The 22,328-nt window shown below is 66.4% G+C and carries 20 protein-coding genes; 6 read left to right on the top strand and 14 right to left on the bottom strand.

Going from position 1 to position 22,328, the window contains the following annotated elements; all coding sequences use genetic code 11:
* Nucleotides 1–3: 3 nt before the first annotated feature.
* From PHD22_RS01120 to PHD22_RS01060, 13 genes are all read right to left on the bottom strand, one after another.
* Nucleotides 4–1,953: a heme lyase CcmF/NrfE family subunit gene (locus tag PHD22_RS01120; protein ID WP_299861027.1), complete on the bottom strand. Its 1,950-nt coding sequence runs from the start codon at nt 1,951–1,953 to the stop codon at nt 4–6.
* 24 nt (nt 1,954–1,977) lie between these two features.
* The gene (gene ccmE, locus PHD22_RS01115) at nt 1,978–2,418 is read right to left on the bottom strand and encodes a cytochrome c maturation protein CcmE (RefSeq protein ID WP_299861025.1); all 441 of its coding nucleotides are present in this window, start codon (nt 2,416–2,418) and stop codon (nt 1,978–1,980) included.
* Nucleotides 2,419–2,422: 4 nt separating this feature from the next.
* Nucleotides 2,423–2,605 (bottom strand): heme exporter protein CcmD, encoded by a 183-nt coding sequence (ccmD, locus tag PHD22_RS01110; protein ID WP_299861022.1) that lies wholly within the window; start codon nt 2,603–2,605, stop codon nt 2,423–2,425.
* A complete protein-coding gene (ccmC, locus tag PHD22_RS01105; RefSeq protein WP_299861019.1) occupies nt 2,602–3,351 on the bottom strand; it encodes a heme ABC transporter permease CcmC in 750 nt (249 codons plus the stop codon). The genes ccmD and ccmC overlap by 4 nt, the downstream gene beginning before the upstream one ends.
* A gap of 10 nt (nt 3,352–3,361) precedes the next feature.
* Nucleotides 3,362–4,027, bottom strand: a complete 666-nt coding sequence (ccmB, locus tag PHD22_RS01100; protein WP_299861017.1) for a heme exporter protein CcmB — start codon at nt 4,025–4,027, stop codon at nt 3,362–3,364.
* Nucleotides 4,024–4,638: a cytochrome c biogenesis heme-transporting ATPase CcmA gene (gene ccmA / locus PHD22_RS01095; protein WP_299861014.1), complete on the bottom strand. Its 615-nt coding sequence runs from the start codon at nt 4,636–4,638 to the stop codon at nt 4,024–4,026. Before ccmA ends, ccmB begins: the two co-directional genes overlap by 4 nt.
* 125 nt (nt 4,639–4,763) lie before the next feature.
* A complete protein-coding gene (locus PHD22_RS01090; protein WP_299861011.1) occupies nt 4,764–5,468 on the bottom strand; it encodes a hypothetical protein in 705 nt (234 codons plus the stop codon).
* An 82-nt stretch (nt 5,469–5,550) separates the two neighbouring features.
* A complete protein-coding gene (locus tag PHD22_RS01085) occupies nt 5,551–6,324 on the bottom strand; it encodes a class I SAM-dependent methyltransferase (protein ID WP_299861008.1) in 774 nt (257 codons plus the stop codon).
* Nucleotides 6,325–6,341: 17 nt separating this feature from the next.
* Nucleotides 6,342–6,839, bottom strand: coding sequence for a DUF2059 domain-containing protein (locus PHD22_RS01080; RefSeq protein ID WP_299861005.1), 498 nt, complete (start codon nt 6,837–6,839; stop codon nt 6,342–6,344).
* 131 nt (nt 6,840–6,970) lie between these two features.
* Complete coding sequence (locus PHD22_RS01075; protein WP_299861003.1) at nt 6,971–10,528, bottom strand: indolepyruvate ferredoxin oxidoreductase family protein; 3,558 nt, start codon at nt 10,526–10,528, stop codon at nt 6,971–6,973.
* Nucleotides 10,529–10,646: 118 nt separating this feature from the next.
* Nucleotides 10,647–12,545 carry a DUF4105 domain-containing protein gene (locus PHD22_RS01070; protein ID WP_299861000.1) on the bottom strand — a complete coding sequence of 633 codons (1,899 nt, stop codon included), beginning with the start codon at nt 12,543–12,545 and terminating at the stop codon, nt 10,647–10,649.
* A 101-nt stretch (nt 12,546–12,646) separates the two neighbouring features.
* Nucleotides 12,647–13,129 (bottom strand): DUF3015 domain-containing protein, encoded by a 483-nt coding sequence (locus PHD22_RS01065; RefSeq protein ID WP_299860997.1) that lies wholly within the window; start codon nt 13,127–13,129, stop codon nt 12,647–12,649.
* Nucleotides 13,130–13,288: 159 nt separating this feature from the next.
* The gene (locus tag PHD22_RS01060) at nt 13,289–14,689 is read right to left on the bottom strand and encodes an FAD-linked oxidase C-terminal domain-containing protein (RefSeq protein ID WP_299860994.1); all 1,401 of its coding nucleotides are present in this window, start codon (nt 14,687–14,689) and stop codon (nt 13,289–13,291) included.
* Nucleotides 14,690–14,819: 130 nt separating this feature from the next.
* On the opposite strand from PHD22_RS01060, the gene PHD22_RS01055 reads away from it, so the two are divergent.
* The 4 genes from PHD22_RS01055 (at nt 14,820) to ubiA (ending at nt 18,973) form a co-directional block, all read left to right on the top strand.
* The gene (locus tag PHD22_RS01055; RefSeq protein ID WP_299860991.1) at nt 14,820–15,200 is read left to right on the top strand and encodes a RidA family protein; all 381 of its coding nucleotides are present in this window, start codon (nt 14,820–14,822) and stop codon (nt 15,198–15,200) included.
* Nucleotides 15,201–15,216: 16 nt separating this feature from the next.
* A complete protein-coding gene (gene recG / locus PHD22_RS01050; protein ID WP_299860988.1) occupies nt 15,217–17,352 on the top strand; it encodes an ATP-dependent DNA helicase RecG in 2,136 nt (711 codons plus the stop codon).
* A gap of 176 nt (nt 17,353–17,528) precedes the next feature.
* Nucleotides 17,529–18,083, top strand: a complete 555-nt coding sequence (locus PHD22_RS01045; protein ID WP_299860985.1) for a chorismate lyase — start codon at nt 17,529–17,531, stop codon at nt 18,081–18,083.
* Nucleotides 18,080–18,973 (top strand): 4-hydroxybenzoate octaprenyltransferase, encoded by an 894-nt coding sequence (gene ubiA, locus PHD22_RS01040; protein WP_299860982.1) that lies wholly within the window; start codon nt 18,080–18,082, stop codon nt 18,971–18,973. Before PHD22_RS01045 ends, ubiA begins: the two co-directional genes overlap by 4 nt.
* Before the next feature lie 10 nt (nt 18,974–18,983).
* On the opposite strand, the gene waaA is transcribed toward ubiA, so the two are convergent.
* Nucleotides 18,984–20,270 (bottom strand): lipid IV(A) 3-deoxy-D-manno-octulosonic acid transferase, encoded by a 1,287-nt coding sequence (gene waaA / locus PHD22_RS01035; protein WP_299861098.1) that lies wholly within the window; start codon nt 20,268–20,270, stop codon nt 18,984–18,986.
* A gap of 184 nt (nt 20,271–20,454) precedes the next feature.
* On the opposite strand from waaA, the gene PHD22_RS01030 reads away from it, so the two are divergent.
* Both PHD22_RS01030 and PHD22_RS01025 read left to right on the top strand, forming a co-directional pair.
* Nucleotides 20,455–21,462 (top strand): NAD-dependent epimerase, encoded by a 1,008-nt coding sequence (locus PHD22_RS01030; protein WP_299860979.1) that lies wholly within the window; start codon nt 20,455–20,457, stop codon nt 21,460–21,462.
* Nucleotides 21,463–21,514: 52 nt separating this feature from the next.
* Nucleotides 21,515–22,303 (top strand): glycosyltransferase family 2 protein, encoded by a 789-nt coding sequence (locus PHD22_RS01025; RefSeq protein ID WP_299860976.1) that lies wholly within the window; start codon nt 21,515–21,517, stop codon nt 22,301–22,303.
* Nucleotides 22,304–22,328: the final 25 nt, after the last annotated feature.

The following is a 22,328-nucleotide window of genomic DNA, read 5'->3' as shown; positions in this document are numbered from 1 at the left end:
TGTTCAGGCTCCGTGGACGGCGGTCTTGGCCACCCGGGCAGAAGAGGACTGGATGCGGTAGCGACGGTCGGTGGCGGCAAGCAGCCCTCCCAGGGCCATCAGTACCGCACCGGCCCAGATCCAGCTGACAAAAGGCTTGTGATAGACGCGCACGCTCCAGGCGCCATCGTTGCCGTCCAGCGGATCTCCCAGGGAAACGTAAATATCCCGGGTCAGGCCGGAGTCGATGAAGGCTTCGGTCATGGGCATGGCCGAAGACAGGTACTTGCGTTTTTCCGGGTGGAGGGCCATCAGCACCCGGCCGTCCTGGATCAGTTCCAGATTACCCCGCGCTGCGTTGTAATTGGGCCCGGAGGCGGCTTCAACGCCGAGGAAGCGGATCTGATAGCCGCCGGTCTGGACCGTGTCGCCAGGGGCCATGCGCACGTCCCGTTCGGATTCGTAGTTGGTGACCATCACGATACCCACGGTGCACACGGCCACCCCGATATGTGCCAGGTGCATGCCCCAGAAGGCCCGTGGCGGCAGACTGCGGCGGGCGCGCGCCAGGATCTGCAGGACGGAAGCTCCAGCGATCCAGATGGCCAGACCGATGCCCAGGGCTACGGGTCCGGACCAGCCGCCGAACAGGAAGGGCACGCTGACGCCCAGGGCCACCGCCACGGCAAAGGCCAGGCGCAGGGGGCGGAGGATGTCGGCCAGGTCGGTGTGTTTCCAGCGCGCCACCGGTCCTACCCCCATCAGGAACAGCGCCGGCACCATCAGTGGGGTGAACACCGCGTTGAAATAGGGGGGGCCGACAGACAGCTTGCCCAGGTTGAGGGCATCGATCACCAGCGGGTACAAGGTGCCCAGCAGCACCGCGCCGGTGGCCGACAGCAGCAGCACGTTATTGACGAGCAGGAAGGTTTCCCGGGACATCAGCGCGAAGGCCCCGCCCAGGCTGACCCTGGGCGCCCGCCAGGCGTACAGGACGAGGGAGGCGCCCACCACCACCACCAGGAAGATCAGGATGAAGACCCCGCGTTTGGGGTCGGAGGCGAAGGCATGCACCGAACTGAGCACCCCGGAGCGGACCAGGAAGGTGCCGAGCAGGGACAGGGAAAAGGCGCCGATGGCCAGCAGCACGGTCCAGTTCTTGAAGCTGCCACGCTTTTCCGTAACGGCGAGGGAGTGAATCAGCGCGGTCCCGACCAGCCAGGGCATGAAGGAGGCGTTCTCCACAGGGTCCCAGAACCACCACCCTCCCCAGCCCAGCTCGTAGTAGGCCCAGATGGACCCGAGGCCGATACCCAGGGTCAGAAACACCCAGGCCGCCGTGGTCCACGGCCGGGACCAGCGGGCCCAGGCAGCATCCAGCCGGCCGGACAGCAGGGCGGCGATGGCAAAGGCGAAGGCCACCGAGAAGCCCACGTAGCCCATGTAGAGCATGGGTGGGTGGAAAATCAGCCCAGGATCCTGGAGCAGGGGGTTCAGGTCGCGTCCATCGTCGGCGCCGGGGAGCAGACGGACGAAGGGGCTGGAGGTGGTCAGGATGAACAGGATGAAGCCGGTTGCGACCAGACCCAGCACTCCCTGGACCCGTGCCACCATGTCGTCCGGCAGGCTGCGGGAGAAGGCCGCCACGGCCAGGGACCACAGGGACAGCATCAGCACCCACAGCAGCAGCGAGCCTTCGTGGCCGCCCCATACCCCGGAAATGCGGTATTCCAGGGGGAGCCGGGAATTGCTGTGCTGGACCACGTAAACCACCGAAAAATCGTTCTGTATGAAGCTGGCCGTCAGGCAGCCGAAGGATATGGCGATGAGCAGGAAGAGGGCGGAGGCAGCGGGCCTGGCCAGGGCGATCCAGGCCGGAATGCCTCGCTGGGCACCGATCAGCGGTAGGGTGCCCTGGATCAGGGCAACCAGCAGGGCGAGGACGAGGGCAAAACTGCCGAGTTCGGGGATCATGGCGTTGTCAGGTAAAAACCAGGGTTACTGTTGCAGGGAGCGGCTGGCTTCATGAGCCTTGTCTACCGCGGCCTGGGCTTCCGGGGGCATGTAGTTCTCGTCGTGTTTGGCAAGGACTTCACTGGCCGTGAACTGTCCGTCCGGGCTCAGGGTGCCCTGGGCGACCACCCCCTTGCCTTCACTGAACAGATCAGGAAGGATGCCGGTGTAGGCCACCTGGATCTCCTGTGCCGTATCCGTGACGATGAAGCGCGCGGTGATGTCGTTGCGCTGCAGGCTGCCTTCCTTGACCAGTCCGCCGACCCGGAAGGCCCGCCCCTTGGGCGCTTCCCCGGCGGCTACCTGGGTCGGAGTGAAGAAGAACACCAGATTGCTCTGGAAGGCATTGAGGATCAGTGCAGCGGCAATGCCGAGGGCGGCAAGGCCGCCGATCACGATGGCGAAACGTTTCTGGCGGGCTTTCATGGTTTCAGTCCTGGCTGTTCCGGTTGGCGGAAATTTCCCGGCGCAGGGCGCGGCGGGTGTTTCTGAGGCGTTGGCGGACGAGGATCACTTCGACCAGCAGGGCGGCAGCGGTCACACCGAAGCTGCCCCACACATAGAGGCCGTAGCCACCCATCGCCAGGAAGTCGCTGGTGCTGCCCCAGTTCATGATTTCATCTCCGGCAGTTCGGCCACCCAGGTGGCGTTTCGTTCCCGTTCCAGGATGATGGCCCGCACCCGGTAAAGGGCCATCGCGATGGTGTAAGCCCAGAACGCCAGGGCCATGATCAGCATGCCCAGGAGCATGGTGGTGGCCATTGAGGGCGCCTTGGTCAGGGAGACGGAGGCGCCCTGGTGGAGGGTGTTCCACCACTTCACCGAGAAGTAGATGACTGGCACGTTCACCACGCCGACCAGGGATACGATGAAGCCGGCCTTGTCGGCCCGGCGGGGGTCGTCGATGGCGGCCGTGAGGGCGATGTAGCCGACATAGAGGAAAAACAGGATCAGCTCGGAGGTGAGGCGGGCATCCCATACCCACCAGGTACCCCACATGGGCTTGCCCCACAGGGCGCCGGTCCATAGGGACAGGAAGGCGAACAGGGCGCCGGTGGGGGCCAGTGCCGAACTCATCATGCCTGCCAGGCGGGTGTTGAAGGTGACCCCCAGCAGGGCGTAGAAGGCCATCACGCAGTAGATGAACATGGACATCCACGATGCCGGCACGTGGATGAAGATGATCCGGTAGCCCTCCCCTTGCTGGAAATCGGTGGGGGCGACGAAGAAGCTGATCCACAGCCCGACAAGCCCCAGCAACGTGCCGATGGCAGCAAACCAGGGCCACAGGCGCCCGGCCAGGGGATAAAAGCGGGCAGGGGCAGCAAATTTGAACCAGTTGATCGACGAAGGCGTCATGGGACGAAGCTCATTCCAGGGCGATGCGGAGGGCAGCGGTGGCCGCCCAGGGAGCAAAAAACACAGCCAGGGCCAGCAGGGCCCCCAGCAGGGACAGATTGGCGCCCGCACCCAGGCCGGCGGTGTAGGCCTCCACCGCACCGGCACCGAAGATCAGGGTCGGAATATAGAGGGGTAGCACCAGCAGGGACAGCAGCACTCCCCCGCCCCGCACGCCGAGGGTGAGGGCCGCGCCGATGGCGCCGATCAGTGACAGCAGCGGCGTACCCAGCAGCAGCGAGAGCATCATCACCCCGAGTGCTTCGGCCGGCAGGTCGAACTGCAGGCCCAGCACCGGTGCCAGCACCACCAGGGGCAGACCCGAGGTCAGCCAGTGGGCCAGTATCTTCCCGCCCACCAGCAACGCCAACGGAGTGGGAGACAGGGCCAGCTGTTCCAGAGTTCCATCCTGGTAGTCCCCGGCAAACAGCCGGTTGAGGGACAGCATGGCCGCCAGCAGGGCTGCCACCCACAGGACTCCGGGGGCGATGCGGCGCAGGATGGCGCTTTCCGGCCCGATGCCCAGGGGAAACAGGCTGACCACGATCATGAAGAAGAAGAGGGCCGTGAGCACCTCGCTCTTGCGCCGGGTGGCCAGGAGCAGGTCGCGGCGGAGCACGCTGCCGAAAGCATTCATTGGCCCAGCCTCAGGCAGCCGCCCTGGCCGGCCAGGCGTACCGGCTGGTGGCTGGTGAAGATCAGCAGGCCGCCCCTGCTCAGGTGTTCGTCGAGGATTCCGCACAGCTGGTCCACTGCGGCCACGTCGAGGGCCACGAAAGGTTCGTCAAGGATCCACAGGCGGGCCTGGCTGCACAGCAGGCGGGCCAGGGCAACCCGACGCTTCTGGCCTTGGGAGAGTACCCGGGTGGGCAGCTCTTCCCGACCTCTCAAACCGATCCGCCGCAGTGCGGCGAGGGCTGTGCCTTCTTCCAGGGGGTGACCGGCGATGGCAGCGCTGGCCTGCAGGTTTTCCAGGCCGGACAGATCATCCTTGATGGCGGGGCCATGGCCCAGGTAGAGCAGGCGGGCGTGGTATTCGTCACGGGCGTCGCAGACCGCGCTCTCGTTCCATTCGATCCGGCCTTCTGCCGCTGGGGACAGACCCGCCAGGATCCGCAGTAGGCTGGTCTTGCCAGCGCCGTTGGCACCTTCCACCTGCAGCCATTCCCCAGGTTGAACTCTCAGGTCCACTCCGGAAAAGAGGCGGCGGTCACCGCGATCACAGGCAAGTCCGTGGGCACGGAGCATCGGTAAGCAGGGCCGGGAAATTCAAAAGTCGGCGCATTCTGCCCGACGGACCCGGGCGGAACAACCGCATGGGTCAAGTAAATGGGCCCCCGGAGGCTCCCGGGGCGCATCCTGCCCGCGGGAGGTCAGTGGCGTGCCGTGCTGGCGTAACCTTCCGGCAGGAGGGTGGCGCCAGGAGTGGCGTGCGTGTCCTGCTGGGTTTCCCGATCTGGTTCGGGAACACTCTCGTCGATTTCCAGCACTTCCAGCACCTGACGTGCCAGGGCCCGGCAGGCGTTGCCCAGATTGGAGGGAAGTCCGTCCGGGATATTTTTCTGGAGTAGCAGCTTGGTCGCAGACAGGTTGGCGACGGGATGCAGCAGGCGGTGCTTGTGCACGCCCAGCAGGGTCATCACGTTGCGGTCGGCGGCATCCCTGGCCCAGGCGTTCGTGGGCCATTGGGAGGGCAGTGCATAGGCGTGGGGGAAGGCTTCGAGATCCTTGAGGACCGTACGCATGTCCTCGTGGGATTCCCGGAAGGGCAGCAGCACGATGTCCGCGAGTTCGTCCAGGATACGATCCATTTCGGCCCGGTTGCCACCGCCGTCGATCACTCCGATCCAGCCATTCATGGTGCGCAGCTTGCCCACCACCTTGTGCAGGGCTTCCGGCGTACGACCATCGGCTGTCACATAGCGGCGTCCGTCCGGCGACAGGGGTTCCCGCTGGGTGTCGGTCAGCACGCAGGCGGAACGTTGCCCCAGCAGGCCGAAACCCTGGCAGAGCATGTGGGACAGGGTGGTCTTGCCGGTACCGCCCTTGTTGCCGATGATGCAGATGATCCGGGACATGGTATGCGCCTCTTGCTGAACACACGATGGGATGACGCCATTATCGGCGGATCTCCCGGAAAAAGTCTTTTGAAGTGGGGGCTTATGGTACCCCTATTCGTCCTTTGTGCCATTCCGTTCCGGCAGGGATGTAGCAGTAAAGCCGGGTCCTGCGCGGATCGTCCACCTCGATTACCCGTTCCGGCTCCACTCCGGGGACGGGAAAGCTGTTGCTGACCAGGAGTGCTCCCGGGCGCATCTCTGCGCAGGCCTTCTCCCAGACCTGGGCCATGGGTGCCGGTGACAGGAAGGCATAGACCAGGTCGTAATCTGACCAGGGTATCTGGAAAAAATCCCCCCGGGCCAGGGCGATGGTGGGTGACTTGCGGGACAGCCAGCGGGAGAGGGCATAGGGTGCCGGCGCGGACTCCACCCCTTCCAGGCGCAGATCGGGGCGTAACCGGGCCAGGGGACGGAGCAGGGCGCCGGTACCGCTGCCCAGATCGAGCAGGTGCCCAGGGCGTCCTCGTGGCAGGAGTCCGGCGACCGCCGCAGCGGTCGCCCGGCTGGACAGGAACAGGGGAACCTGAGTCCGGAAACTGCTCCAGTAAACCAGCACCAGGCCCGTGAAGCCCGCCAGATACCATCCCGGGGCGATCTCCAGCTGGAGTGCCCCGATCACCAGGGGGGTGAAGCCCAGGTGAATCCAGCGCCACCAGGGGGCGCTCCCCAGGGCGGTCGCGGTTGCCGCCGCTGTCAGGGCCTGCGTTAAGACAATGGCAAGCAGCCCGGCGGGCAGCAGGCCACTGCGTGCCAGTCCGAAGGTCACCAGCCAGCCCGTCACCTGGGCGACGAGGGCCTTGAGTGCGGGGGCCATGGGCGACAGGACACCCGTTACTTGGCTGCCTGGGCGTCCTGGATCGCCTTCTGCAGCCCGTTCTTCAGCTGCTCGACCATGGGTCCGAGCCTCTGCTGGTTGAGCTGGTTGGTCTTCTGGGCGATCTGGGGCATCTTGGTCAGCAGCGCCTGGCCGGTCGGGCTCTTGTAGAAGCCGATCAGGCCATTCACTTCTTCCTGGGTGAAGGTCTCCGTATACGCCTTGACGTAGCCGTCCTTGAGTTTTGCCCAGCTGATCTCGCTCCGGATGGTCTTGAGACTGTCCGCATTGAATTTGTCGATGATCTGCTGCCCCTTGGGCGTCAGGGTCTTGCCCTGGAGGGCCTGGTTGAGGGAGTTGCGGAGCACCGTCTCTAGCCCCTGCTGGGCGTTGGCAGGCGCACGCTCCACGCCACTCAGGGTCAGCAGTTGGTGCACGGACTCGGGACTCGGCGGCGAAGCCATCAGCGGAGTGGACAGCAGCAGCGTGGTGAGCAGGAGGGAGAGGGATTTCATCGGAGCGTTCCGGGACCGTTTTTGAAAAGGACGTCAGGCCGGATGATGACGCCTTTGGGCGTGCGGGGCCAGTCAACCAGGCCACGGGGTGGCTGGATATTTCCGTGGCCCGTTGTTCCGTACAGTTCGGTTCATGCGGCCTGACTGGCGCCAGTGAGGCGGGCGTGCCAGCGGGTCAGCAGGGATTGACGTTTCTGCTCGGCGCGGGTGATGGCCTGTCCTTTCACGTGTCCGAACCCCCGAATGTCTTCCGGCAGGTTCGCCAGCTCGATGGCCAGCGGGAGTCGATCCGTGGTCAGGTCCGGCAGGATACCCAGGAGATCGGCTTCGTACTGGGCGAGCAGGGCCCGCTCGGCGCGGCGTTCCGGGTGGTAGCCGAAGGGATCGAAGGGCGTCCCGCGCAGGCCTTTCAGGCGCGCCAGCCACTTGAAGGCGGTGAGCATCCAGGGGCCGAAGGCGAGCTTGCGGATGCGTCCGGAGGCTGAGTCGGGCCGGGCCAGGAAGGTGGGTGCCAGGTGGAAGTGGAGGGTGAAGTCTCCTTCGAAGGTGGCGGCCAGGGCGTCCCGGAAGGTGGGGGCGCTGTAGAGCCGGGCCACCTCGTACTCGTCCTTGTAGGCCAGCAGCTTGAAGTGATTGCGGAGCACTGCCTCGGTGAGCGTGTCGCTGCCCAGGGGGGCTTCTGCGGCCCGCACCCGGGCGATCAGGTCGGTGTAGCGACGGGCGTAGGCCACGTCCTGGTAGTCGGTGAGGAGGGCTGCCCGGCGGGCTATCCGGTCCTCAAGGGTTTCCGGCCGGATCGGGATGACCGGCGCAGGGCGGACCTCCCGCTCCACGGCGCGCAGGTCCATGGCGGCCCGGCGGCCCCAGGTGAAGGCCTTGCGGTTCATCTCGATGGCAGCACCGTTGAGCTCGATGGCCTTCAGCAGGCTGTCCTCGCTGACCGGTACCCAGCCCTTCTGCCAGGCGTAGCCCAGCAGGAACAGGTTGGTGGCGATCGCGTCGCCCATCAGCCGGGTGGCCAGCCACCGGGCATCCAGGAAGTCGCAGGCTCCCTGGCCGACCGCCTCGACGATGGCTGCCTGCATCTTTTCCTGCGGAAACTGCCAGTCCGGGTTGCGGGTGAATTCGGAGGTGGGCGTCTCGGCACAGTTCACCACGCCGCGGGTGCGGCCGGTGGCCATCTTGGCCAGGGCGTCCACGCTGGCGGTGACCACCAGGTCGCCGCCGATCACCACGTTGGCTTCGCCGGTGGCGATACGCACGGCGTGGAGGTCTTCGGGGCGCTCGGCAATGCGCACGTGGCTGAACACCGAACCGCCCTTCTGGGCCAGACCGGTCATGTCCAGCACGGTGACGCCCTTGCCATCCAGATGTGCCGCCATGCCGATCAGGGCGCCGATGGTGACCACGCCGGTGCCACCGACACCCGTGACCAGGATACCCCAGGGCTCGCGGGCGGAGGGCAGGCTGGGGGCGGGCAGGGGGGCGAAGCGGTTGTCATCGCCCTGCAGGCCACGGCCCTTGCGCAGCCGGCCACCTTCAACGGTGACGAAGCTGGGGCAGAAGCCGTTCATGCACGAGAAATCCTTGTTGCAGGCCGACTGGTCGATCTGGCGCTTGCGCCCGAACTCGCTCTCCACGGGCAGGATGGCCATGCAGTTGGATTCCCGCCCGCAATCGCCGCAGCCTTCGCAGACTGCCTCGTTGATGAAGACGCGGGTCTGCGGGTCGGGGTAGGTGCCGCGCTTCCTGCGGCGGCGCTTTTCGGCAGCGCAGGTCTGGTCGAAAACCAGGGCCGACACGCCGGCGGTGCTGCGCAGTTCCCGCTGGATCACCTCCAGCTCGTCCCGGTGGCGGATGGGGATACCGTGGGGGATGTCGGCCACATGCCAGGGGCGGTCGGTGCCGTCGGTGACCAGCACGATGGTGTTCACGCCTTCGCCCTGCAGCTGGCGCAGCAGCCTGGGCACACTCAGTTCCCCGTCTACCGGCTGCCCCCCGGTCATGGCCACGGCGTCGTTGTAGAGGATCTTGTAGGTGATGCCGCTTGTCACCCCGGGCCGGTTGAAGACCGCCACCGCCTGGCGGATGGCCAGCAGGCCCGAGTGGAAGTAGGTGCCGTCCCCCAGGTTGGCAAAGATGTGCTCCTCGTTCAGGAAGGGCGCCTGACCAACCCAGGGGACGCCCTCGCCCCCCATGTGGGTGAAGGTGCCGGTCTTGCGGTCGGGCATGAAAGTGGCCATGTAGTGACAGCCGATGCCGGCCATGGCGCGGCTGCCCTCGGGCACCACCGTGGAGGTGTTGTGGGGGCAGCCGGGACAGAAGGTGGGCACCCGGTCGATGGCGAAGACACGGCGGCCGAGGGTGGCCTCCTTGGCCTGCAGGAAGGCCAGCCGGGTTTCGATGCGCTCGGAGGTGAAAAAGCGCCCGATGCGCACGGCGATGACCCGGGCAATCATCGCCGGGGTCAGCTCGCCGGCGGCGGGGAGCAGCCATTCCCCATGGTCCACGGTGGCGCGTCCGTCGGGGCCCTGGGTGGTGAGGAGCGACCACTCGCCCTTCTCGTCGAACTTGCCCACCACCCGCGGGCGCACGTCTTCGCGCCAGTTGTAGAGCTCTTCCTTGAGCTGGTATTCGATCAGCTGACGCTTCTCCTCGATCACCAGGATTTCGTCCAGGCCCTCGGCAAAGTGGCGCACGCCCTCGGCCTCCAGCGGCCACACCATGCCCACCTTGTACAGGCGGATGCCGATCTCGGCGGCCAGGGCCTCGTCGATGCCCAGATCGTCGAAGGCCTGGCGCACATCCAGATAGCTCTTGCCGGCGGTGATGATGCCCAGGCGCGGCTGGGGCGAGTCGATGATGATCCGGTTGAGGCCATTGGCCCGGCAGTAGGCCAGGGCGGCGTAGAGTTTGGCGTGGAGCAGGCGCTTTTCCTGCACCAGGGGCGGGTCGGGCCAGCGGATGTTGAGGCCGCCTTCGGGCAAGGCGAAATCTTCAGGAATCTTCGTCTTCACCCGGTGGGGGTCCACGTCCACCGAGGCGGAGGTCTCGACGGTATCGGCGAGGGCCTTGAAGGCCACCCAGCAGCCCGAATAACGGGACAGGGCCCAGCCATGCACGCCGAAGTCGAGATAGTCCTGCACACCAGCCGGGGCCAGCACCGGCATCATCATCGACTTGAAGAAGTGGTCGGTCTGGTGGGGCAGGGTGGACGATTTGGCCGCGTGGTCGTCGCCGGCGATCACCAGCACCCCGCCGTATTGCGCGCTGCCGGCGGCATTGGCGTGGCGGAACACGTCGCCACAGCGGTCCACCCCCGGGCCCTTGCCGTACCACATGCCGAACACGCCCTGGACCCGGGCCTTGGGCGACAGGCTTACCTGCTGGCTGCCCCACACGGCGGTGGCCGCCATGTCCTCGTTGATGCCGGGCTGGAAGACGATGTCGTGGCGGGCGAGGTGGTCCCGGGCCTTCCACAGGCTCAGATCGAGCCCGCCCAGGGGGGAACCCCTGTAGCCGGAGACAAAGCCGGCGGTCTCGAGCCCGGCGGCCCGGTCGCGGTTGCGCTGGATCATCAGCAGGCGGACGAGGGCCTGGTAGCCGGTGAGATATGTTCGGCCGGACTCGGTGGTGTATTTGTCGTCCAGGGATGCGCTGCGGACAGGGCGTGGATCCTGCTCGGCCATGGTTTTGTCCTCGCAAAAATCGGTGGGACGATTCGCGCGCCAACCCGGCTGTGCGGGTACCCCGCGCGACACTGTCTGACTCCTCTTTGAGGCGACAGCAGCGCGCGGGTTCCAGTGTTCAGAAATAGAGTTGCCAGCCCACCTGGAGGCTGCGCTCCCTGTGGTGCGTCCCGGGCAGCTCGAGTTGTGTCCATTCGTAGCCGGCCACCAGGTTGCTGTGCGGGTCAAGGCGCGTGCGCAGGCGGGCGCGGAAGCTGCTGCGTTGCAGACGCTGGTCGATGTACCACTGGCGGCCAGCTTCGACCTGCACCCGGCTGTGCTTGCCCAGGTCGTGCAGCACGCCGGCCAGCGGGCCGCTCCCGATGGCCCAGCTCTTCTGCAGGGCGGGGTGGCTGAGGAGCTGGTTTTCGAGGAACACGTAGGCCAGCAGCGGCTCCCCGCCGAGCTTCCACTCCCACGCCGCGCCAGGGCCTCCGGCGAGCATCGGAGCGATGGCGCGGCTGGCACCCAGGCTGCGCTCCCAGCCGAAGCGCACCTTCCACGACAGGGGCTGGGTCCATGCCTGGCGCGGCGCTACCGAGACGATGTCCACGGGCAGGAAGCGGTCGAGCTGCCAGCCCCGGCCTTCGCGCTGGCTGGCGGCCAGGTCGCCGAAGCGGATCTGGGCGCCGCGGGCGTAGCCGCGTTCGGGGTCAAGGAGCTCGTGGTAGGCCGGCCGGAGCTCGAGGAACACGGCTGCGTCGCCCGCCAGGCTGCCTGCGGCGAGGCCGGCGCGGGCCGAGGCGTGGCCGGTTTCCGGGCGCGCCGGAATGGGGACGGGGCCGCTGTCCATGGCTGGAAGCGTGCTGCGGCGGGTCTGGATGCCCTTCAGGCGGGCGAGGGCTTCGTCCTGCCCGAGCTTGCCGCCGTGGCCACGGAAGGACACCAGGCGGTCGGCAAACTCGAGCTGCTCGATGGCCAGCGGGCTGTCGCCCAGGCTCTCCGGCGCGGCGCGTCCGTCGGCCACCGCGATGGCGGCCTCCATCTGCCCGGGGGCCAGCCGGCCGGCGCGGTGGGCGAGCTCGGTGCCGGCCGAGGCGCGGAAGTGGATGTCGGTGACCAGCCCCGGCACTGCGGCGACCACGCCCTTGACGGTATCCACCGGGATCGCCGTCCAGAAAAACTGCTGCGAGACGCGCAGGCCCGGCCGCGCCACGTCGAGCAGGCGCAGCATCATGTAAGAACAGTTCTCGTCGAAGAACCAGTAGTCGAAGCGGGTGGCGCCGATCTCCCAGGCGTGGCGCAGCAACTGGCGGGTTTCGGCGGTGCTGAGGTTGAGGCCGTATTCCCACACATCGCGGCTTTCCATGTCGCTGTATTCGCGCACCTTCACGTAGTAGGGCGAGCTGGAGAGCATGCCAGGGTAAAGCCCGGTGAGGCCCTTGAGGGCGAAGCTGAAGCCATCGGTAGCGTCGGCTTTGGCGGCGTAGTTGATGGTGTAGGCGAGCAGCCGGGTAGCCTCGGTCTGGCCGACGGCGTCGATGCGCAGCAGGGTATGGCCGAACATTGAGGCCGGGCTGTTTACGTAGGCTGACGGGAAGACGAGGGTGGCGCCGGCCGGGTTGATCGCCGCCATCCAGGCCTCCAGGCGCGGGCAGGGCTGGGCCGGCAGGGTGTCGATGCTCATGCCGAGCCGCGCCCGCAGCCAGTGCAGGCGTGCCGGAAAGCGACACTGGGGGTGGCTGTCGGGATCGTCCGGGCGGGCCGGCTCAAACAGCCGGGCGAGGGTCGCGTCGAGCTCGGCGGCCGGGTTCCTGGCACCGTCCGGGGCGTTGAAGAAACCCGGGTCGTCGGCCAGGCTGCGCAGCCGGCGGGTGAGCGGGTGGGGTTCGTACTGGAGCAGGTCGGCCCAGCCAGGGTCGTCAGCGAGATGCAGGCTGCGGGCCTGGGCCTGGAGGTCGCCGGGGCCGTCGGCCCGGGCCGGCAGGGCGGCTGCGGCCAGACTCAGGACGGCGCCGAGGGCGAGCAGTGTGCGCATGGGATGAAGGTGTGCTGCGGGCGTTAAAAAGCCCTGTGCGGGCACAGGGCTGGGGTGTGCTGCGGGCCGTTGGCTGACCAGGACCCGCGGTGCTGCGGTAATCAGACGGCTTCAGCGTATTTGGCGAGGCGGGCGTCGGACTGCAGGGCGGCCTTCAGGCGGGTGGCGATGCTCTCGGCGGATTCAACCGAAGCGAAGATCTCGGAGTGGCGGGCCTTGGTGAGGCTGACGAAGGCGGCCTTGTCGGCAGCATCGACCTTCAGCAGCGCGGCCAGCGCATCCAGGGTTTCGCCCTGGCCGGAGGCGGCGTCACGGGCCAGCTGGGACTTGTTGCCGTCGATGAACATGGCGGTCTTCCAGCTGGAGCTGACCACGCCGTCCTGGGTACAGCCCAGGGTGCCGGAGGTGATGCCGAAGGTCTGGTTGCCGAAGGTGCCGTTGGTGGTGGCAGCCAGGACCTGCGGGGCGACGCCGCGCTGGCCTTCGAAGACCTTGGAGCCGAGGCCGCAGGAGCCCACGTTGTTGGCCGCAGCGAAAGCGGTGAAGGGGACGGAAACGAGCGCGGCAAGAATGATTTTCTTCATGACTGGGTCCTCTTTTTTCTTTCTGTTTTCGAGCATTGCACATGCAATGTCAGACAGATTTTAGCGCAGTCCGCTGACGTATCTGACCTCTGCTCGTCAGGTGTTGTTTTTTTAATGCAAGTGGATTGCTCTGGAAATGTTGCAGCCGGCGTGTGGGTATCACCTGGTCGGCTGTGCTTTCAGCGCCGGCGCCAGCACCTTGCCGGGGTTGAGGAGGTTCAGCGGGTCCAGGGCGGCCTTGAGGCTGGCCATCACCGTCACCGCTTCGCCATGTTCGGCGCGCAGGAAGTCCTGCTTGCCGATGCCGATTCCATGCTCGCCGGTGCAGGTGCCGTCCAGGGCCAGGGCGCACTCGACAATGCGCCTGCCGAGTGCCTCGGCCCGGCGGACCTGATCCGGATCGTCGGGTGTGGTCAGGATCACCACATGGAAATTGCCATCGCCCACGTGGCCGACGATGGGGGCCAGGAGGCCACTCTCGGCGATGGCCGCCTGAGTGCTGGCGATCGCCTCGGCGAGGCGTGAGATCGGCACGCAGACATCGGTGGTGACGCCACGGCTGCCCGGTTGCAAGGCCAGGCTGGCGTAGAGCACGTCGTGGCGGGCCTGCCACAGGCGGGTACGCTCTTCGGGGCGGGTGGCCCATTCGAAGTCCTGGCCGCCGTTGTCCCGGGCGATGTCCTGCACGGTACAGGCCTGTTCCTCGACACTGCCGGGAGATCCATGAAATTCGAAGAACAGCATCGGCGACTCCCGTAGGGCCGTCTTGCTGTAACGGTTGACCGCCTGCACGGTGAGGGTGTCGAGGAGCTCGATGCGGGCCACCGGGATGCCCAGCTGGATGGTCTGGATCACCGTCTGCACCGCGCTGCCCACGTCCGGGAAGGCGCAGGTGGCGCCGGAGATGGCTTCCGGCAGCGGATGCAGGCGGACGGTGACCTCGGTGAGCACGCCGAGGGTGCCCTCGGAGCCGACGAAGAGCCGGGTCAGGTCGTAGCCGGCGGATGACTTGCGGGAGCGGCCGCCGGTACGGATCACCCGGCCGTCGGCCAGGACCACTTCCAGGGCCATCACGTTTTCGCGCATGGTGCCGTAGCGGACTGCATTGGTGCCCGAGGCGCGGGTGGCGGTCATGCCGCCGAGGGATGCGTCCGCTCCCGGGTCGATCGGGAAGAACAGCCCGGTGCCGTGCAGCGCCGCGTTGAGGGCCTTGCGGGTGACCCCTGGCTGGACCACTGCGTCCATGTCTTCCCCATGGATGGCGAGGACCTGGTTCATTTCGGACATGTCGAGGCTGATGCCCCCCTGGGTGGCCAGGATGTGTCCTTCCAGGGAGCTGCCCACGCCGAACGGAATCAGCGGTACCCGATGCGCCCGGCACAGGTTCACGATCTCGACCACCTCGGCGGTGGAGTGGGGCCACACGACCCCATCGGGAAGGGCGTCGGGGAAATGGGATTCGTCGTGGCCATGATGGGCGCGGACGGATCCGGCGGTGGAGAAGCGCTTCCCGAAGCGTTCTGAGAGCTGCTGGACAAGGGATGGGGGCAGGGCAGGCATGGGATCTTCCGGTTCAAGCAGGCCAAACCCGCATCTTGCCATTGCCGTGCAGGCTGCAGGAGCAGGGTAAACTCCCCCCTTTGCCAATTTCCTGCCGCCACGGCGGTCCACCTTGCTCCGGAGCCCATCAATGACCAAAGAGATCATCGCCACCCCGAATGCCCCTGCGGCCATCGGCACTTATTCCCAGGCCGTGAAGGCCGGCAACACCGTCTACCTGTCTGGCCAGATCGGCCTCGACCCGGCCTCGATGCTGCTGGTGGAAGGCTTCGAGGCCCAGACCGTGCGCGTCTTCGAAAACCTGAAGGCGGTGGCCGAAGCGGCCGGAGGCCGTCTCGCGGATGTGGTCAAGCTCAACATCTACCTGACTGACCTGGCCAATTTTGCCCAGGTCAACGAGATCATGGCCCGCTACTTCACCGAGCCTTACCCGGCGCGTGCTGCGGTGGGTGTGAAGGAGCTGCCCCGGGGTGCCCAGGTGGAAGCGGATGCGGTGCTGGTGATCGGCTGACCCGTGCATTCCCGTCATGTCCGCCGAGCCGCTTGCTGACCTCGTTCCCGCCGAGCTGCCGGCCGGGCCTGCGCGCCGGCCGAAGGGTGAGGGCCGGACTGGGTCCCGGCCTGCCTTGAAAGGGTGGCCCGGGGTCGGGCCGCAGCTGGCGGAGCGGCTGGCGAAGATCGATGTCTTCGGCCCCTCGGACCTGATCCTGCACCTTCCCCTGCGCTACGAGGACGAGACCCGCCTGACCCCGCTGGCGGATGCCCGTCCCGGCGTGGCCGTCCAGTGTGAGGTGGAGGTGCTGTCCTCCGAGATCACCCTGGGTGGGCGGCGCCAGCTGGTGGTGCGGGCGAGGGATGCCAGCGGCGAGGTCACCCTGCGCTTTGTGCATTTTTATGCCGCGCAGCAGAAGCAGATGGCCGCAGGTGCATGCCTGCGGGTGTTCGGTGAGCTGCGGCCGGGCTTTTTCGGCCTCGAGATGATCCATCCGCGGGTGCGGGGGGTGGAGCCCGGGGCGCCTCTGCCCGAGAGCCTCACCCCGGTCTATCCGACCACGGCGGGCCTCGCCCAGTCGGCCCTGCGCAAGCTGGTGACGGGAGCCCTGCGTCACAACGGCCTCCGCGACGAGCTGCCGGACGGGCTCCGCCAGCGCCTTCACCTGCCTTCCCTGCCTGATGCCCTGCGCACCCTTCATGCTCCGCCGCCCTCCATGGCCATCGCCGACATCGAAGACCGGGGCCATCCGGCCTGGCAGCGCATCAAGCTGGATGAGCTCCTGGCCCAGCAGATTTCCCTGCGCCGGGCCTATGCGGCCCGCCGGGCCAAGAACGCGCCCAGTCTGCCACCGCATGACACCCTCACCCGGGCCCTGCTCGGCCAGCTGCCGTTTGCCCTGACCGGCGCCCAGGCCCGGACGTTCGGGGAGATTGCCCGGGATCTGGCCTCGGCCCATCCCATGCAGCGCCTGCTGCAGGGGGATGTGGGCAGCGGCAAGACCTGCGTGGCCGCCCTGGCCATGCTCCAGGCCGCTGAAAACGGTCGCCAGGCGGTACTGATGGCGCCCACCGAGATCCTCGCCGAACAGCATTACCGCAAGCTCGCCGCCTGGCTGGCGCCTCTGGGTCTCGAGGTGGCCTGGCTGTCAGGCAGCCGCCGCAAGAAGGAGCGGGAAGCCACCCTTGCCCGCCTGGCCAGCGCTGAAATCCTGCTGGCGGTGGGCACCCATGCCTTGATCGAGGACCCGGTTTCCCTGCCACTGCTGGCCCTGGCCGTGGTGGACGAGCAGCACCGCTTCGGGGTCCGCCAGCGTCTGGCGCTGCGCGAGAAGGGCCAGGCCGGGGAGTCGCCCCACATGCTGATGATGTCTGCCACGCCCATTCCGCGGACCCTCGCCATGAGTTATTACGCCGACCTGGACGTGTCGGTCCTGGATGAGCTGCCGCCCGGGCGGACCCCCATCGTTACCAAACTCATCAAGGACGAGCGCCGCGACGAGGTGATCCTGAGGGTCCGCCAGGCCTGTCTGGAGGGGCGTCAGGCCTATTGGGTGTGTCCGCTGATCGAGGAGTCGGAGGCGCTCCAGCTCAAGACCGCCGAGGAGTGCTACGAGATGCTTTCTGCGGCACTGCCGGAACTCCGGGTGGGGCTGGTGCATGGACGTCTCAAGAATGACGAGAAATCGGCGACGATGGCAGCCTTTATCGGCAACGAGGTGCAGGTGCTGGTGGCCACGACGGTGATCGAGGTGGGCGTGGATGTGCCCAATGCCAGCCTGATGGTCATCGAGCACGCGGAGCGCTTCGGTCTGGCCCAGCTCCATCAGTTGCGTGGCCGGGTGGGCCGGGGGGTGCATGAGTCCGTGTGCATCCTGTTGTTCGCCCAACCCCTGTCCCAGACCGGCCGTGAGCGCCTGAAGGCCATCTATGAGCACACTGACGGTTTCGTGATTGCCCGCGAGGACTTGCGCATCCGGGGCCCTGGGGAGTTCATCGGTGCCCGCCAGAGTGGTGTGCCCCTGCTGCGCTATGCCGACCTGGAGGAGGATGCAGTGCTGGTGGACATCGCCCGCGGCCTGGCCGAAGAGATTTTGCGCGATGCCCCGCAGGTGGCCGATGCCATCACCGCCCGCTGGTTCGGCGGACGGGCCAGCCTGCTCAAGGCCTGATAGCCCCGTGCCGTTACGGCCGTGGCCTGCGGCCAGGGGGTGTCCGCAGCCACCTGTCTCGGGGGCAGGGCGACCCTGGCCGCGATCGCGGCGGCGTGTCTGCGCGGGAACCCCGCCCCTTCACTCTTGATCCCCGAGTGATCACAATACGGCCCTTTGCCTCTTTCCCTGTTCCGATGACCCTTGCCCACTTTCCGGGCCGTGATCCCTTCCGCATGGCTGCCTGGCAGGCTCCCAGGGCGATGCGGGGCTGGCTGACTGATGACCGTTCCCTGACGGCGCGCATCCGCAGTCGATGTGAGCGCTTCTCCCTGCGGGTGGTGAGCCAGGGCAAGGGGCGGGTGATGCCGGATGAACTGGCGGCCCTGGGGGTGCATGGGCATGGCGAACTGTGGATCCGGGAAGTCCTGCTGATGGCGGATGGGCGGCCAGTGGTGTTTGCCCGTTCGCTGGTGGTGGATACCCGCATTCCTGCTGCCTGGCACCTCCTCCATGGCTTGGGCGCACGCCCCCTGGCGGCAGTGCTCTTCGATGATCCCCGGGTGCGCCGTTCGCCCCTCGAGGCGGCCCGCCTGGATGGCCGGGATACCCGCTGGCATCATGCCGCCCGGGCCACCGGGATGCCCGACCTGCCACCCCTGTGGGCGCGACGCTCCGCCTTCTGGCGTTGCGGTTCCCCGCTGCTGGTCACCGAAGCCTTTTTGCCTGCCATAGGAGCGCTTGCCCCATGAGTATCTTGAGTCCCTTTCCTGAGCTGACCCTGTCCCAGCGCCTCGCCGAATACGCCCGATTGATGCGTATCGACAAGCCGATCGGAATCCTGCTGCTGCTGTGGCCGACCTTGTGGGCCCTGTGGGTCGCCAGTGACGGCCGGCCGGTGGCGTGGGTGGTGGCGATCTTCGTGGTCGGTACGGTGCTGATGCGTTCGGCAGGCTGCGTGATCAACGATTATGCCGATAAGGATTTCGACGGGCATGTGGAACGTACCCGCAACCGCCCCCTGGCTGCCCGGCGGGTCCGCCCCGGGGAGGCCCTGGGGCTCGCGGCGGCCCTGGCCCTGGTGTCCTTCCTGCTGGTACTGCCCCTCAACGGGCTGACCATCCTGCTCAGCGTGCCGGCGGTTTTCCTCGCCGGCAGTTATCCCTTCACCAAGCGTTTTCTGGCGATTCCTCAGGCTTACCTGGGGATGGCCTTCGGTTTCGGAATTCCGATGGCCTTTGCGGCGCTGCAGGGCCAGGTGCCCCTGGAGGCCTGGGTGATGCTGCTGGCCAATGTGTTCTGGGCGGTGGCCTACGATACCGAGTACGCGATGGTGGACCGTCCCGATGACCTGAAAATCGGCATCAGGACTTCGGCGATCACCTTCGGCCGCTTCGAGGTCACGGCCATCATGCTCTGTTACGGGCTAACCCTGGCGCTGCTGGCCTGGGTCGGGCTGCACACCGGTCGGGGAATGTACTTTCTGGCGGGGCTGGGGGCTGCAGCGGTGCTCATGATTTATCACTACATCCTGATCCGCGACCGGGACCGGCCCCGCTGCTTCAAGGCCTTTCTGCACAACAACTGGGTGGGGGCGGTGATCTTCGGTGGGTGGGTCCTGGATTACCTGCTGGCAGCCTGAATCCTTGGCCTCATTGGCCGGGCTGGGGATGAGAGCCCCGGTAAAGGGGCATCAGCAGGGTGACGGTACGGGCCGTAGCCCCCCGATGGGATTGGGCAAACTCCCTTCCTGCTGCGCCCATGCTGGCCCTGCGGGTGGGGGTGTCCAGGAGCAGCAGTGCCTGCTTCAGGCCTTCCTCGATAGCGCCAGCCCGCAAGGCGGCGCCCGCTTCGATGGCTTGTTCGCACACCGCCTTGAAGTTGAAGGTGTGGGGGCCGACGATGACCGGACAGCCCATCTGGCAGGCCTCGATGGGATTCTGGCCCCCCAGCTCCTTCCAGGAGCCACCAATGAGCGCCACGTGGGCTGCGCCGTAGTAGGCGTGCATTTCGCCCATGGAGTCTCCCAGCCAGACCCGGGTATCCGCCATTACCGGGACCGCCTGGGAGCGCAATTGCAGGGTCAGGCCGCAGCGCTGGACCAGCCGCTCCACCTCGCCAAAGCGTTGGGGGTGGCGTGGGACCAGCAGCAGCAGGACTTCCGGCCCGGCCAGGCGGGCAAATGCCTCCAGCAGCGGCTCTTCTTCACCTTCCCGGGTGCTTGCGGCCAGGAGGATCTGGCGGGGGCCGATGCGGTTGCGGAATGTGGCGCCGAGGGCGTCCATCGCTGGGGGAGGAGCGATGTCGAACTTGATGTTGCCGGTCACGCTCAGATAGCGGGCTCCCAGTGCAGTCATCCGCTGGGCGTCCGCTTCGGTCTGGGCGCCAATCGCCGACAGGTGGGCAAAGGCGTCCCGGGCGAGGGTTCCGATCCGGGCGTAGCCCCGGGCCGAGCGTTCGGACAGGCGTCCGTTGACCAGGGCCAGGGGAATGTGTCGCTGGTGGCAGGCTTCAATCAGGTTGGGCCACAGTTCGGTTTCCATCAGGATCCCCAGGCGTGGCCGGAAGTGCTTGAGGAAGCGCTGCATGGCCCAGGGCAGGTCGTAGGGTAGATAGACGCTGCGTACCCGTGGACTCAGGGCGCCAAAGAGCTCGACCCCGGTAGCCCGCCCGGTGGGGGTCATGTGCGTGAGCAGCAGCCGGCAGTCGGGGTGGGCTGCGAGCAGGGCATGAATCAGGGGGGCCGCTGCGCGGGTCTCTCCGACAGAAACTGCGTGTAGCCAGATCACGGGACCCGCCACCCGGTCCGGATAGCGGCCAAAGCGTTCGCCTACATGCTGCAGGTATTCCGGCTGGCGCCGGGCACGCCAGAGCAGGCGCAGCCCGATCAGCGGCAGGGCGAGGTGCCAGACGAGGGTGTACAGGATACGGAGAGTCAAGTTCATGCCTGGTGGCGGGACGGTGTAAAAGTATAACGGCCGTTACAGACGCCACGCGCAGGGTGACAGATGGATTTACCGCTGCGGAGCAGCATGCCAGAATGTCGGGCTATCTGACTTGGCATTCCAATGTCGTTGTGTGCCAAATCGGTCCGGTTTTCCCATTTCAGGCAGTTTCGCGACCATGAAAATTCTCGTTACCGGCGCCGCCGGCTTTATCGGCATGCAGGCCAGTCAGGTCCTGCTGGCACGGGGTGACCATGTGGTCGGCCTCGACAACCTGAATGATTACTACGACGTCCAGCTCAAGCACGATCGTCTGGCGCGCCTGACTCCTCACGACAATTTCCGTTTCATCAAGCTGGATGTGGCCGATCAGGCCGGCATGGAAAAGCTGTTTGCCGAGGAAAAGTTCGACAAGGTGATCCACCTGGCTGCCCAGGCGGGTGTGCGTTACTCCCTGGTGAATCCCCACGCCTACGTGGAAAGCAACCTGGTGGGTTTCATGAACATCCTGGAAGGCTGCCGCCATCATCGGGTGCAGCATCTGGTGTATGCATCCAGCTCCAGTGTGTATGGCGGCAATACCAGAATGCCTTTCTCGGAAGAGGACAGTGTCGACCACCCGGTCAGCATCTATGCGGCTACCAAGAAAGCCAACGAGCTGATGGCCCATACCTACAGCCATCTGTATGGGTTGCCCACGACTGGCCTGCGCTTCTTCACGGTGTATGGTCCCTGGGGGCGCCCGGACATGGCGTTGTTCCTGTTCACGAAGGCGATCCTTGAGGGACGGCCCATCGACGTGTTCAACCACGGCAAGATGAAGCGTGACTTCACCTACGTGGATGACATCGTTCAGGGCGTGATCAAGACCCTCGACCACACTGCGGAGGCCGATCCGCTCTACAACGCAGACCTGCCCAATCCCGGTACCAGCAACGTGCCTTACCGGGTCTTCAACATCGGCAACAACAATCCTGTGGAGCTGATGGCCTTTGTTGAAGCCATCGAAAACGCACTGGGCAAACAGGCCGAGAAGAATTTCCTGCCTCTCCAGGATGGGGATGTGCCGGCCACCTATGCCAATACGGATGCCCTCAACGCCTGGACGGGCTTCGTTCCGGCCACGCCGGTGGACGTGGGGGTCGCCCGCTTTGTGGAGTGGTATCGCGCCTACTACCAGGTTTGATCCGCTCCAGACTCGCCCTTCCGGATGAAACGCTTCCGCCGGGAGTTCACCCATGGAACGTCTGACGGTCAGTGTCGTCCTCTACCGGCCGGATCCCCGCTTGCTGGAGGCAACCCTGACCTCCCTTGTGCGTGCCTGTGATGAGGCCGCCTGGGTCCCTGAGCTCTTCCTGATCGACAATGGCCAAAGCGCGGCCGCGCTGGCAGGGCTGCGGCTGCCGGAGGCGTGGCAGGTGCGGGTGCTGCAGGGGCATGGCAATGTCGGCTTCGGGCGGGGGCACAACCTGAGCCTGGAGGGGGCCGGGGCGTTTCATCTGATCCTCAACCCTGACCTCGAACTGGCTCCCGACGCCCTGCGCGAGGCCCGTGACTTCATGCGGGCTCACCCGGAGTGTGGCTTGCTGGTGCCGTCGGCCCGCTGGGATGACGGGCGTGTCCAGTATCTGTGCAAGCGCAGGCCCAGCGTCTTCGATCTGTTTCTGCGGGGCTTTGCCCCGGGGTGGCTGAAGGCCCGTTGTGCAGGGCGCCTGGGGCACTACGAAATGCGTGACCGGATCGGTGATCAGGTGCTCTGGGACCCCCCCATCGTGAGTGGCTGCTGCATGCTGTTCCGGTCCTCTGTCCTGCGCGAGCTGGGCGGTTTCGATGAGCGCTTTTTTCTGTATTTCGAGGATTTCGACCTGAGCCTGCGAGCGGCTGAAAAAACACGATTGGCATATGTTCCGGCGGTCCGGGTAGTGCATCATGGCGGTCATGCGGCGCGCAAGGGGCTGCGCCACGTTGGTCTGTTCGTCCGTTCGGCGGCGACCTTCTTTCGGGTGCATGGTTGGAAATGGTTCTGAAATCCTGTTTACGGGCGTGGGCGCT

Origin of the sequence: Zoogloea sp. (genome assembly GCF_028693495.1) — a bacterium.
Lineage (GTDB): Bacteria > Pseudomonadota > Gammaproteobacteria > Burkholderiales > Rhodocyclaceae > Zoogloea.
The sequence above is the reverse complement of the archived record's forward strand: the minus strand, read 5'-3'. Positions and strand labels throughout refer to the sequence as shown.

Excerpts from the sequence above, each read along its gene's own strand:
- PHD22_RS01120 (WP_299861027.1), bottom strand. The coding sequence starts at position 1,953 with ATGATCCCCGAACTCGGCAGTTTTGCCCTCGTCCTCGCCCTGCTGGTT.
- ccmE (WP_299861025.1), bottom strand. The coding sequence starts at position 2,418 with ATGAAAGCCCGCCAGAAACGTTTCGCCATCGTGATCGGCGGCCTTGCC.
- ccmD (WP_299861022.1), bottom strand. The coding sequence starts at position 2,605 with ATGAACTGGGGCAGCACCAGCGACTTCCTGGCGATGGGTGGCTACGGC.
- ccmC (WP_299861019.1), bottom strand. The coding sequence starts at position 3,351 with ATGACGCCTTCGTCGATCAACTGGTTCAAATTTGCTGCCCCTGCCCGC.
- ccmB (WP_299861017.1), bottom strand. The coding sequence starts at position 4,027 with ATGAATGCTTTCGGCAGCGTGCTCCGCCGCGACCTGCTCCTGGCCACC.
- ccmA (WP_299861014.1), bottom strand. The coding sequence starts at position 4,638 with ATGCTCCGTGCCCACGGACTTGCCTGTGATCGCGGTGACCGCCGCCTC.
- PHD22_RS01090 (WP_299861011.1), bottom strand. The coding sequence starts at position 5,468 with ATGTCCCGGATCATCTGCATCATCGGCAACAAGGGCGGTACCGGCAAG.
- PHD22_RS01085 (WP_299861008.1), bottom strand. The coding sequence starts at position 6,324 with ATGGCCCCCGCACTCAAGGCCCTCGTCGCCCAGGTGACGGGCTGGCTG.
- PHD22_RS01080 (WP_299861005.1), bottom strand. The coding sequence starts at position 6,839 with ATGAAATCCCTCTCCCTCCTGCTCACCACGCTGCTGCTGTCCACTCCG.
- PHD22_RS01075 (WP_299861003.1), bottom strand. The coding sequence starts at position 10,528 with ATGGCCGAGCAGGATCCACGCCCTGTCCGCAGCGCATCCCTGGACGAC.
- PHD22_RS01070 (WP_299861000.1), bottom strand. The coding sequence starts at position 12,545 with ATGCGCACACTGCTCGCCCTCGGCGCCGTCCTGAGTCTGGCCGCAGCC.
- PHD22_RS01065 (WP_299860997.1), bottom strand. The coding sequence starts at position 13,129 with ATGAAGAAAATCATTCTTGCCGCGCTCGTTTCCGTCCCCTTCACCGCT.
- PHD22_RS01060 (WP_299860994.1), bottom strand. The coding sequence starts at position 14,689 with ATGCCTGCCCTGCCCCCATCCCTTGTCCAGCAGCTCTCAGAACGCTTC.
- PHD22_RS01055 (WP_299860991.1), top strand. The coding sequence starts at position 14,820 with ATGACCAAAGAGATCATCGCCACCCCGAATGCCCCTGCGGCCATCGGC.
- recG (WP_299860988.1), top strand. The coding sequence starts at position 15,217 with ATGTCCGCCGAGCCGCTTGCTGACCTCGTTCCCGCCGAGCTGCCGGCC.
- PHD22_RS01045 (WP_299860985.1), top strand. The coding sequence starts at position 17,529 with ATGACCCTTGCCCACTTTCCGGGCCGTGATCCCTTCCGCATGGCTGCC.
- ubiA (WP_299860982.1), top strand. The coding sequence starts at position 18,080 with ATGAGTATCTTGAGTCCCTTTCCTGAGCTGACCCTGTCCCAGCGCCTC.
- PHD22_RS01030 (WP_299860979.1), top strand. The coding sequence starts at position 20,455 with ATGAAAATTCTCGTTACCGGCGCCGCCGGCTTTATCGGCATGCAGGCC.
- PHD22_RS01025 (WP_299860976.1), top strand. The coding sequence starts at position 21,515 with ATGGAACGTCTGACGGTCAGTGTCGTCCTCTACCGGCCGGATCCCCGC.